This is a genomic window from Tolypothrix sp. PCC 7601 (assembly GCF_025677855.1).
Classification (GTDB): domain Bacteria; phylum Cyanobacteriota; class Cyanobacteriia; order Cyanobacteriales; family Nostocaceae; genus Aulosira; species Aulosira diplosiphon.
Genome location: NZ_CP064879.1, coordinates 3,576,716 through 3,589,032, shown reverse-complemented (window position 1 = coordinate 3,589,032; position 12,317 = coordinate 3,576,716). Strand labels below are relative to the sequence as shown.

Sequence of the window (12,317 nt, the reverse complement as noted above, 5' to 3'; positions counted from 1 at the left end):
TACTTTTATTGTTGATTCTTTATAAATATTTTTATCGAAATAAAATGCAGTTTTTTATAATTATATTTCGTATGCCAATAGGTTTGATAGGTCTATTTATTAGCATAATATTCTGGACTACAATTTTTATTTCGGAAACAATAATTGTTTTTATTTGTTTTCCTATAGCAGCAATTTTCAGTAGTCGTATTCATATAGAATCTTCTTTTATAGGTAATTATCCTAATTCAAATCCGATTGAAAATATTAGCGAAAATATACAAAATATTTGGGGATGGGTTTTTGATACATGGTAATCAAAAAAGATTAATAAATAATAATTTTAACTTTATAATAATGTTCTCCAACGAAAACAATAATGCAGCCTTATCCATTGCTGGGCTAGCTGTAGTCGCAACTGGAATATGGACAATTTTCACTAACTCCAATAACTCAAATAGCGACCAAATTCAAACGCAAATTCAAGCTTCATTTAATCAAGCAGTCGCATTAACTCAACAAGGAAACTATTATCAAGCAACCCAGATATTCTTCCAGATTCTGCAAACCAATCCTCAACACGCACATACCTATAACTATCTTGCTTGGATTTACGCAATTCATAACTTTCAACTCGATCAAGCACTTGCATTTGCAAACAAAGCTGTTCAACTAGCAACTAATCATATTGATAAAGCTTGTTTTATTGACACACTTGCAGAAGTTTATGCTTGTAGACAAGAATTGGATACAGCAATAAAATTATCTCTAGAATACTTAAATATACTTCAAAGTATTAATCAATATCCCAGTCAACCAACAACTTATTTCCGTTTAGCATCGTGCTATCGAGTCAAGCAAGATTTTCGTAGCGCTTACAATGTTATTCAACAAATATTACAATCTAATAATCTCGGCGCAAGAGACTATGCCACCATTGGCGATATATTTTATATGATGGGAAATACCGTTTTGATGAAAGGAGTTTATCATGACGCTATCTATCATTATAATAATGCTGAAATTCAATATAAACATGCAATTCAAGTAGCTGGTAATCAAAATATTCCCCAAGGTATTTTATTATTTCAGCTAAGTCGTAATATTGGAGACAAGGGTGTCGCTTTTTATTACCTAAAAGATTATCATAATTCTAAAATAACGCATCAGGAAGCATACCAAATATATCCTTATAATCCTTATCCACCAGTTAATTTAGCGCTAATAGCAGCACGAGATAAAAATTATCAAGAAATGCTTTGTTGGTTAGGGATTGCAATGCCTTATATTGTTGATAATCCTCCTTTCATTCAACAAGGACATCTCATCTCAACTATGCTGAATGATTTGGATTTTTATGAATACAGAGATGATGTTTTAGGTTTACTTTTAAATCATGGCAAAATTAATTCTCTAGACTATCAACGATATTTAAAAAATTGGATGGAGCAAAAATCAAGCCCTACACATCAGTTGGCTAACTTCTCTCAGCAAAATTTCTATGCCGAGGTTACAGGTGTCGCTGGGAATGTAGAAGGAAATTTTATGTATCAGCCTCAAAGTACTTGTGAAAAAACTAAAAACTAATAAATTGATGATCAGGAGATAATTTTATGTCAGATAATTTCAAAGTACAAATGAATATGAATCAGGCAACTATTTCCGGTGGTGTCGCTGGGAATGTTGAAGGCGATTTTAACGTTAACCAAACAAAAAATAATTTATCCGAAGCAGCAGCAGAAATCCAACAGCTACTTAACCAATTATCCCAAAGCTACCCGACAACCACAACAGCCGAAAAAATGACGGTAGCAAGTGCAGCAATTCAACACATAGAAAATAATCATGCCCTGCGTCAACGAGTACTCAGCGCGTTAAAAACTGGTGGTATCCAAGCATTAGGACAAATACTAAATCACCCCGCAGCTACATTTTTAATTGCTGCTTTGGAAGATTGGCAAAAAAGCCACAATTAGGGACTTCCAAATAAAAAATATCCCAGTATTTATTGTGGGGTAGATATCTTGTCCGCCCAGTTTATGTGGCAGGCAAGATGCCCGCTCCACAAGATGGAATAATTTATTTCTTGGAGATCCCTTAAATCATACCATTTTGAAAAAAGAACGCGACAGATGAATAGTAGGGGCACGGCATCCACAATCTTTTGGTATAGTCAATTATCTTATTGGTGCCGTGCCCCTATAAAGCATTTATCTGGCGCAAAAATCATTTGAATTGGTACAATTCAAAATTCCTCATTAAATTACGAATTACGAATTACGAATTACCAATTCTCTAAGGTGTACTTGTCGGCGTAGGCGTAGCCGTCTCTGTTGGTGTCGGCGTAATTGTTTCCGTGGGCGTTGGTATAGGTGTTTCGGTAACTGTGGGTGTGGGTGTTGGGGTTGGGGGAGTAGGAGATTCGGCTTTGATGCTGAGTTCATAATCTGCTGATTGTGAGGCTGTGGAAACAACCACAAACTCATAAAAGCCATCTTCTGGGAGTTTGATTGATAAACTCCGTTGCGTTGAATCTTGTAAAAATTGGATTTTGCCGGAGGGGGAATAAATTGATAATAAAACTTTGGTATTGGCTTTTAAATTCGCTGTTAAAGATTGTTCTTTAACTAATTGAGCGATGTAGACTTTGCCATTACTAGGAGAAAGAGTACCACTAACAGATTTACTAACAGTACCTTGATCAAAAATTATTTTCTCAAAAGCGCTTCCAGCTAAAATGGCGCTGAGTTTATCACTCACAAACCCATACCAAACTTGTCCAATTGGTTTATCAATAAAAGTTTTGTTGCGCTGGTTAGGAAAGGCTGCAAAGAAAGCTACATCACCTAAATCATATAAAGAACGGCTACCAACATTTACTTGGTTAACTTCCACTTTCCAGCGATCGCGTTCTGCTGATGTGTAGGTTCCTAGCTGCTGGCGGGCTTTGGCGCTGAGTAGGGCTAGTTTGTCTAAAGTTTCTGCGGCTTGTTTATCCCATTGTGCCCGTAAACTCTCATCTTCTGGCCCATCGCTGAGGGTTCTTCCCTGTAAACTGGGGTTTTTCTCCCAGAACAGCTGATTTACCAAATTCACGTAAAAGTTATAGTCTATCCCCAATTGTTGACGGCGATCGCGCAATCTATTTTTGCGTTGCTGTTCTGCTTGGGAATACTGGGGTGCGGGTGTGGTGGGGGTTGCTGTGGGTGTGGGTGTCACTCCGCCAAGATTACCACCGTCCGATTGAATTAAATTTTTCACTCCCCACAAACCAACTCCCGCCAGACTCGCCCCTAATAGCACTGCTAAAACAGTCTTGACGGGTGATGAAGAATTTTGAGGTTCCGGGGAACGAACAGGAACAGGGGGAGGGGGAGATGGTGAAATCGCAATAGTTCCCGATTCAGTTGGTTGTGTAGGACGTTGAATGGGTGGTTGAATTGGTGGTTGAATTGGCGGTTGAGTCGGTGCTTGAGTTTGTGCGTTCCCAATAGTCACTACCGGGGAGTTCAGCAGTTGTAAAACTTGATGCGCCGATTGATAGCGATCGCCTGGTCGGGGCGATAACATTTTATTGAATAATTGTCCTAAAGCTGGGCTGAGTCTAACTTCGCGTTCCCATTGCCAACTGAGGGTATAAGTATCAATTAAATCGTTTGGCTGTTTACCTGTCAGTAAAACTAACATAGTAGCCGCCAAAGCATATAAATCGCTGTGGGGAGACACCAAACCAGTTTGCATTTGTTCTGGAGGTGCAAATCCCACTTTACCCAGGAGAGTGGGTGAGGGTGGAGAGCCGACAACACCCGGCTGATAATATTGGGAAGCTACAGTGGCGACTACTTGCTTTACACCACCAAAATCAATTAATACTGGCAGTTGATCGCTTTTGCGAAGAATTAAATTATCTGGGGAAATATCGCGATGAATAACTCCCAAGGAGTGAATGTACTCCAACACCGGGAGAATTTGCTGTAAAAGTTGGCGAATTTCCGCTTCCGTAAACCGCAAACCTTGCTGCTGACGATTATTTAATAGAGAACTATAAGTTTCTCCTTCCACATAATCTTGCACCAAAAACAGGTATTCTTTCCCACCCAAATTGATGCGAAACAATTCCCGAAAACGGGGAATTTGGGGATGTTGTAGCTGATAAAGAACACTAGCTTCGCGCTGAAACAGTTCTTCCGCCTTTTGTAAAACATAAGCCGTTTGTACTTGCGGCGAAAACTCCTTTAAAACACACAATTCACGGAATCTATTGATATCCTCCGCCAAATAAGTGCGCCCAAAACCACCTTGTCCAATTTGATGCAAAATCGCATAGCGATCGCCTAAAATTTTTCCCGCTTGGATACTATAATTTACAGGCTGATCTGCTAGCTTTTCGCCACAATTGTGACAAAAACGACTACCAACCGGATTTTCATGTCCTTGAGAGCAATACACAGAAGGCATATAAAATTAGTTTATATTCATAGGGCATGGGGCATTGAGAGTACTGAGTGCTGAGTTCTGAGTCAGGAGTTATAAAGTTATTCGCTTTTTCTCTTCCCAGTCCCCAGTCCCCAGTCCCCAATCCCCGATACCCCTAATTGCCAGATTTTACTTTACTTACTTGATCGGCTGCGATCGCATACCAAATTTGACCATAGGTTTGTTGATTGAGTTTCCCACGCTGTTGACCGGGAAACAACCGATCAAATTTAGCATAGGTATCTTTTGTTAGTTGATTCAGGGTGTAATTACCAAATTCACCGTTGCTGGCTTGTCGCCTCCAGGTATCGAAATCTTTTTGACTGTAGCTTCCTAGTTTACGACGAGCGGCTGAATTGAGATTGGCTTGTTCCAATTTTTGCAACAGGTTTTCTGCAATCCCGTTCCAATCATCTCGGAATCGCGCATCTTCGGCGCTAGAGGTAAGGCTACGCCCTTGTAATTCTGGATGTTTTGTATAAAACAAGTTATCTACCATCCGGATGAAAAAGCCTTCGGGAATTTCCAGTTGTTGACGGCGACTTAAAATATCGCTGATGCGGCTTTTTCCTTTGTCGCTAACTGGCTGACCAATGGGTAAAGAAATCGAGGGAATTGATGGGACAGAAATTGAAGATACCGCCCGAATTACACCATTGACTACCGCGAACGTACCAGCAACAATTAACCCTACTGCAGCCGTTCCTCCCAAGCTGACAATAAAAGGACGTAACCAAACCGGAGCAGGTATTTTATTACTAATTAATTGCGTTTGGCTCTTGATTTTACTAACAATTTTATTAGTCTGTTTACCTTGTTTACCTCCCGGAGCGACAATCATTGTCTTAAGTTTGGTAATGTAAGAGTTTGGTGGTTTGGTAGACATTTTTGTAGGTAACTCTTTCAAGACTTGATTGGCATTTTGGTAGCGAGCATTAGGTTGATAAGCTAACATCTTTTTAAATACTGCTTCCAATTTAGGACTGACTTTGATTTCTTTGCCCCAACGCCACATTCCTTGATAACTATCATAAAGCCCTTGTGGTTCCTTACCTGTAATCAACACCAAAGCTGTTACTGCTAAGGAGTACAAATCACTACTAAAAAATACTTTACCTTGTCGTAATTGCTCCTCTGGTGCATAGCCTGTTTTACCTAATAAAGTATTATTAGCCGCTAACTGCGTAAACCAAAACCCTTGAGATGCAGGTAATTGTTTCACACCCCCAAAGTCAATTAAGACTGGTAAATTATCAGAACGCCGCCAGATTAAATTATCGGGAGAAATATCGCGGTGTACTACATCTTTTGAGTGGAGATAAGCTAATACAGGTAAGATTTTTTCTAATAATAAAAGTACTTCTTCTTCAGTAAAAGTTTTGCCTTGGCTTTGGCGCTGTTCCAATAGCTGATAATAATTATCACCGTCTATATAATCTTGAACTAAAAAGAAAAAATCCCTACCGCCTAACTTCTCTTGTAGCGAAGCATGAAACTTGGGAATTTGTGGGTGCTGGAGTTTTGTTAGTACATTTGCTTCTCTCTCAAACAACTCCTTAGCTTTCTGTAAATCTTGCGGTTCTTCTACCTGGGGTGCAAATTCCTTCAGCACGCATTGCTGATCCCCTTGATTTTTATCCTCTGCCAAATAAGTACGCCCAAAGCCACCTTGACCGAGTTGACGTATAATTTTATAGCGTTTATCTACCAGCTGCCCTACAGGCAAAGGCAATGGTTCACCGCAATGAGTACAAAAACGGTTACTGCCATTATTTACGTGTTGTTTAGTGCAATATACCTGCATGGCGCTGAGGGATAGATAAGGATTTTTAATAAATTGCTACAAGAGGCTAGGCCCCATTTACAGAAATTGTCGCAACTTCTACCTTGAATCAGCAACAGGCGAAAAGTTTCCTTACATGTATTTAGTCGGAGAGACGCGATTAATCGCGTCTCTACAAAAGCTACCGTAGGGTGTGTTGTCGCGTAGCGCAACGCACCGCGAACCATTAAATATTTAAGGTGCGTTAGCCTACGGCATAACACACCCTACTGGCGTGTCTAGCCTTAAATGTTGCAATAAAGATGAATTTTATCCGCGTTTATCTGCGTTTATCTGCGTTTATCGGCGGTTAATTTTTTCTAACCTAACGCACTATTTTAGCCTTGCCAGGCCACTACGTTGAATTTTGGTCTCTTAATATAGGTTGAACTTTTTTGCATTTAATGCAACATCGTGCAGCGTTAAGGCTTAATGTTATAACTTTAATGCAATATCGTGCAGCATTAAGGGTTAATGTTGTAACCTAAAGGCAAAACCTTTGACCATTAAGGGTTAATGTTATAACTATCATGCAACATCGTGCAGCATTAAGGGTTAATGTTGTAACCTAAAGGCTTAATGTTGCAAAATAAAGACTTAAACCCTAGCACTAAAGAACTTGCCAGTCCCCAGTCCCCAATCCCCAACCCCCAATCCCCAACCCCCAATCATCTGCTAGACTAGCTTAAATTTGCAATTATAAAAGCTGCTAGCTCCGGGCTGAATATATAAAAATATGAGTGAAGCCTTATTTCGTGTCGAAAATCTGCGAGTTGCCTATCCTCAGTCTAGCGAAGAAGAACTCAATTGGGCGGTTGATGATGTATCTTTTACGCTGCAATCTGGCGAAAGAATGGGGCTAGTAGGAGAATCAGGTTGTGGGAAATCAACTCTGGGAAGGGCTGTTATGCGTTTGCTTCCCTCATCTAGCCGGATTGAAGGGAACGTAAATTTTCTAGGTAAAAAAGTATTTGATTTAACACCCCAAGAAATGCGGAAGTTTCGCGGGGAAGTGGTGGCGCTGATTTTCCAAGATCCGATGACGCGCCTAGATCCGTTGATGACTATTGGTAACCATTGTATAGAAACACTTCAGGCGCATTCACCAGAATTATCAAAAAAACAAGCCAAAGAAAAAGCGATCGCAACTTTAGAAAAGGTAAAAATCCCCGCGAGTCGGTGGAATCAGTATCCCCATGAGTTTAGCGGTGGGATGCGTCAACGGGTAGCTATAGCTTTGGCGTTACTTCTCAACCCAAAATTGATTGTGGCTGATGAACCCACTACTAGTTTAGATGTCACTGTCTCCGCCCAAATTTTGCAGGAATTAACGCGCCTGTGTGCGGAAGAAAATATGGGGCTATTGTTAATTTCTCACGACTTAGCAATGGTTGCCGAGTACTGCGATCGCATTGGCGTAATGTACCAAGGCAAAATGGTAGAGATGGGTTCTACAGAGTCAGTATTTCGCCAGCCTCAACATGAATATACGCGATCGCTTTTACAAGCAGCTTTGCATATTCAAGCTGTTGATGATATCGCCAATGAAGATTGGGCATTAGGAAGCGAAGATATTCCCGCACAAAACCCCATCTTGAAGATTACGGAACTCAAGCAGCATTACACCATCGAACCGAACTTTATTGAACGCATATTCAAAGCCCAAAATCAAACCATTAAAGCTGTAGATGGAATTAATTTAGAACTATACCCAGGAGAAATTTTAGGCTTAGTCGGGGAATCCGGTTGTGGGAAAAGCACCCTATCACGGACAATTTTGCAGCTTATTCGTCCCACTGCTGGTAAAGTCGAATTTTTAGGACAAGAATTAACCACCTTATCGCGCCAAGAAATTCGTTCCTCACGGCGACAAATGCAGATGGTGTTTCAAGATCCCCACGCTTGTCTTAATCCAGCGATGACAGTAGGACAAAGTATCGGAGATCCGTTATTAATTCACAACTTGGCTGATGCGACAAAAGCCAAAGAACAAGTTTTATGGATGCTGCAAAAAGTCGGCTTAACACCGCCAGAAGTATATTATCAGCGTTACCCCTCAGATTTATCTGGTGGACAACAGCAACGAGTTGCGATCGCGCGCGCTTTAATTACTCGTCCTAAACTATTAATCTGCGATGAACCCGTGAGTATGTTAGATGCTAGCGTCCAATCGCAAGTATTAGAGTTGATGCTGCAATTAAAAGAAGAGTTTGAGTTAACATACTTGTTTATCACCCATGACTTGTGGTTAGCGAGATTTTTATGCGATCGCATTGCAGTCATGAATGGTGGACAAATTGTCGAACTCGGCCCCACAAAACGAATTTTTGCTAATCCTCAACATCCTTATACTAAAACCCTACTAGCGGCTGCACCTTTATTAGCACGCGCTTAGGGGATTTCAATACTTGATGGGGAAGGGTAAAAGGGGAAGGGTAAAAGGGGAAGGGTAAAAGGGGGAAAGGATTTGTATTTTTCCTTTACCCTTTCCCCATTTTTGCAAATTGGTATAATTTCTGCGGGTTATATGATGTCCGGCAAATTACCCTTAATATGTCATTGCGAGCAGAACGAAGTGGAGCGAAGCAATCACAAGGACTCTGCGATTGCTTCACTTCGTTCGCAATGACGGGCATTTGAACGGACATGATATTAAGAGGAAAAGGAAAAGAAAGTAAAGAATTTGTATTTTCCCTTTCACCTTTCACCTTTCACCTTTCCCCTTGTTTGCAAATTGGTATAACTTCTCCGGCTCAAAATTGAGAAGAAAACATAAAAGGATTACAAGGTTAATTAGCAAGCAACAATAGTTACCTCTCCAATTACTTGTAATCCTTTGACACCACAATAATCTTCCAGCATTAGAGCAAAACTTGTTATTAAAGTACCTAACTTTGGATACAGCGAACTTCTACCAAAAGGTAGAAGTCACGATTAAATTACCATGTAATATTTGTCACACACAAATTGCTGATGACTGATACCAAAGCAAGTAATGTTTGCAACACATCAGTAATATTCTAGAGGGCAAGGCAGTGCCCATTGGTGTCAAAACAATTCAAAATTCAAAATTATCAATTCAAAATTACAATCAGTGGGGGCTTGAAACCCGCCACTGATTGTAGACCACTGATTCAAAGAATCAGTGGGGGCTTGTACCCAGAATTAATTAATTCAAAATTATTCTTCTTATTCATTTTGAATTTTGAATTTTGAATTTTGAATTCAAAAAGTGGTCAACTTAAGCTTAAAGCTATATAGGGCGGGCGTTGTACAAAAACTTTCGCCCTCATCCCCTAACCCCTTCTCCCCCAGGAGAAGGGGAATTAAATCTCTTGCTCCCCTCTCCCAGTGGGAGAGGGGTTGGGGGTGAGGGCGAAACCTTGCACAAGAGCGGGTTTCACGTTAAGTTGACACTACTGTTGCCCCTACAATCTGTCGGATTCTTTTTTCAAACTGGTATGAGCTTGATTTGGGATAGATTATACCATTAGCAAACAGGGCATTGAGCATTAGTAATTATTTACCATGCCCTATGCCCCATGCCCTAAGCTTCAATCACCACTCGTAAATTGCCGCGTTTTTTAGCTACACGACAAGCGGTAGTGCTACCAGAACGCTCAAATTCTAAATCGAGGACGGTAGGGCCGACGTGCAAATTATGCAGGGAAAGGCGATTGATTGACTCTGGTAAAGCCGGATCGATGATTCGCAAGCAGTTATTTTGCGCGTCAGGGACGAGGTTGACGATCATTTGTAGCAGTTGGAAAATACTACCAGTCGCCCAAGCTTGGGGAGTACAAGCGACAGGATATTGTACAGGCGCATTATCACCGTTGCGTTCGTAACCACAGAACAGTTCTGGGGGACGTTGATATGGTTGCTGGGTAGTCATATCTACCAAACCTTGGAAGAGTTCTAAAGCTTGATCGATTAACCCTAGCGATCGCAATCCCATTGCAATGATGGCGTTATCATGGGGCCACACTGAACCAACGTGATAGCCCATTGGGTTATAAGCTGGCGATAAACTGCTGAGTGTGCGTATTCCCCAACCATTAAACATATCGGGGGCGCGTAAGCGTTCGGCGACGCTGTAGGCTTTTTCGGGTGTAAAGATGCCCAAATGTAAACAATGGCCAGGGTTTGAGGTAATACTATCTACTTGCTTACCATCACCATCCAAAGCCAAGGCGCAGAAATCTTGGTCTTCCATCCAGAAATCGTGGTTAAACCGCAATTTCAGATTTCTGGCTTCCTCTAGCCAACGATCTGCTAAATCCAGCCGCTTTTTCATCCGTGCAATTTCAGCCAGGCGCATTTTCGCTGCATAGACATAAGCTTGCACCTCACAAAGGGCGATGGGGCCGTTAGCTAACTCTCCCTTATGGTCTACAATACAATCGCCGGAATCTTTCCAGCCTTGGTTAGCCAGACCGCGTTTGGATTTACGATAGTAGCTCAAGTAGCTAGTTTCTTTAGTATTGCGGTCAATCCACTCCATTGCTGCTAAAGCATTGGGCCAAAGCTGCTCTAAAGTTTCTTGATCATGCGTCCAGGCATAATATTCAGCATAAAGCATCAGCCATAGGGGTGTGGCATCAACTGTACCGTAGTAAGGTGTATGAGGAATTTCCTGACACCTGGCCATTTCCCCTAAGCGCAACTCGTGTAAAATCTTTCCTGGTTCTTCTTCACGCCACTCATCATCTACTTTGCCTTGGTATGTCGCTAATAGCGTCAAGGTTTCTTTGGCAATGCGGGGATTTAACATCAAAGTTTGGGAAGCTGTAATGATGGAATCTCGCCCAAACAATGCCGAAAACCAAGGTACACCAGCCGAAACAGTCTTATTTTTGCCAAAGGACTGGCGCAACAAATACATATCTTGTTCCGCCCGTTCCACCACTCGGTTAAAAGTGCTTTTATCGGTACTGATGCGGGTAATTTGTTGCACCCAATGCTGTTCTTCCATTAATTCAGCGGCTTTGGCTTGTGCTAAAGTCACCGCCGCACTAACAGTAGAACTCGATTGATTATTTCGCAACATATTCACCCGATAACCCAACTTTTGGGTTTCGTGAGAAGCTAACTCTAGCTGCCATACCGCAGTGTAACCCTTAAAATAGTCTGGTTGGCGATGCTGGAAATTAATCCGCGATTCCATCACCAAACCATCTAAACCTTGATAGGCGAGGGTTAAGGATTCATCCCGCACCATCGCAGAGTGATTTTGTAGTGGTGAACCACCATCAGCAGCTGTTCCATCTTCTGGCGTTGGCTCTACTAAGCGTAACAGTCTACCGCGCTGATCTCTGCCATAGCCACGCACTTCAAATAAATCCACAAAATCGGCATCAAAGCTGATACTCAGTTCAAAACTAACGGTAGTGGTGCTGTAGTTAGAAACTTCAATTTCTTCAAACAGCGCCCCATTTAGCACTAGTTCGCGACGAATCCCGACAGTATCAGCTTTGAGACGTTCATCGATTCTGGGATTAGTACACAGAACCGAGAGTGCAAACCCTTTATCTGCAGTACTGCTGAGTAAAACAGGCGATCGCCCTTCAATCTGCAACTCTAGGCGGCTCAAAAAACGCGTATCACAGCAAAATAGCCCCATACTGGGATTACCATCGTTCAGAGAGCATCCAGAAATGTTGCCTATTGTATCTGTGATAAAAAATAAATCATCATCTTTGACCGTCAGCGTTGGTTGTGGTCTTTCGCTTATAACACAAGGCCACTCCGGGATAGGTAACTGTTCTGCTGGAATATAAGTCTTTCCGTCTAAGAAAATTTTTTCCGGTGTCATCAGTATATCCGATGTCATTAGCCAGTCTTCCGTGTACAGGTCTAGATTTTCGCGTAAGCATAGCCCGCCGTAGGCATTGCATCAGCGTCAACAGGAAACAAGCCCCAGTAGAGGTTTGCCTCATTCGGAACTTAGGCACTAAGCTGAGTAAACTCAGTTGAGCCATTCAAGCCTAGATAATACTTACATAATCTGGGAAAAAGGGCAGCTATTAAATGTACAACA

6 protein-coding genes are annotated in these 12,317 nt (G+C 41.5%); 3 read left to right on the top strand and 3 right to left on the bottom strand.

Annotated features, from left to right (window positions below; translation table 11 throughout):
• The first annotated feature begins 282 nt into the window (after positions 1 to 282).
• Together HG267_RS14990 and HG267_RS14985 are read left to right on the top strand one after the other, a co-directional pair.
• On the top strand, positions 283 to 1,566 hold the full coding sequence (locus HG267_RS14990; protein ID WP_045872698.1) for a tetratricopeptide repeat protein: 1,284 nt from the start codon (positions 283 to 285) through the stop codon (positions 1,564 to 1,566).
• A gap of 26 nt (positions 1,567 to 1,592) precedes the next feature.
• Positions 1,593 to 1,955 (top strand): hypothetical protein, encoded by a 363-nt coding sequence (locus HG267_RS14985; protein ID WP_052335325.1) that lies wholly within the window; start codon positions 1,593 to 1,595, stop codon positions 1,953 to 1,955.
• A gap of 319 nt (positions 1,956 to 2,274) precedes the next feature.
• Here HG267_RS14985 and HG267_RS14980 read toward each other — a convergent pair whose 3' ends face one another.
• Positions 2,275 to 4,437 carry a serine/threonine-protein kinase gene (locus tag HG267_RS14980; RefSeq protein ID WP_045872697.1) on the bottom strand — a complete coding sequence of 721 codons (2,163 nt, stop codon included), beginning with the start codon at positions 4,435 to 4,437 and terminating at the stop codon, positions 2,275 to 2,277.
• 133 nt (positions 4,438 to 4,570) lie between these two features.
• The gene (locus tag HG267_RS14975; protein WP_045872696.1) at positions 4,571 to 6,259 is read right to left on the bottom strand and encodes a serine/threonine-protein kinase; all 1,689 of its coding nucleotides are present in this window, start codon (positions 6,257 to 6,259) and stop codon (positions 4,571 to 4,573) included.
• 754 nt (positions 6,260 to 7,013) lie between these two features.
• Between HG267_RS14975 and HG267_RS14970 the strand changes: the two genes are divergently transcribed.
• Positions 7,014 to 8,672, top strand: a complete 1,659-nt coding sequence (locus tag HG267_RS14970; RefSeq protein WP_045872695.1) for a dipeptide ABC transporter ATP-binding protein — start codon at positions 7,014 to 7,016, stop codon at positions 8,670 to 8,672.
• Positions 8,673 to 9,824: 1,152 nt separating this feature from the next.
• Here HG267_RS14970 and HG267_RS14965 read toward each other — a convergent pair.
• Entirely contained in the window at positions 9,825 to 12,110 is a 2,286-nt protein-coding gene (locus HG267_RS14965; RefSeq protein ID WP_045872694.1) for an amylo-alpha-1,6-glucosidase, read from the bottom strand.
• Between the last annotated feature and the right edge of the window lie 207 nt (positions 12,111 to 12,317).

Coding starts and splice junctions, on each gene's coding strand:
- HG267_RS14985 (WP_052335325.1), top strand. CDS start 1,593: ATGTCAGATAATTTCAAAGTACAAATGAATATGAATCAGGCAACTATT.
- HG267_RS14970 (WP_045872695.1), top strand. CDS start 7,014: ATGAGTGAAGCCTTATTTCGTGTCGAAAATCTGCGAGTTGCCTATCCT.
- HG267_RS14975 (WP_045872696.1), bottom strand. CDS start 6,259: ATGCAGGTATATTGCACTAAACAACACGTAAATAATGGCAGTAACCGT.
- HG267_RS14980 (WP_045872697.1), bottom strand. CDS start 4,437: ATGCCTTCTGTGTATTGCTCTCAAGGACATGAAAATCCGGTTGGTAGT.
- HG267_RS14965 (WP_045872694.1), bottom strand. CDS start 12,110: ATGACATCGGATATACTGATGACACCGGAAAAAATTTTCTTAGACGGA.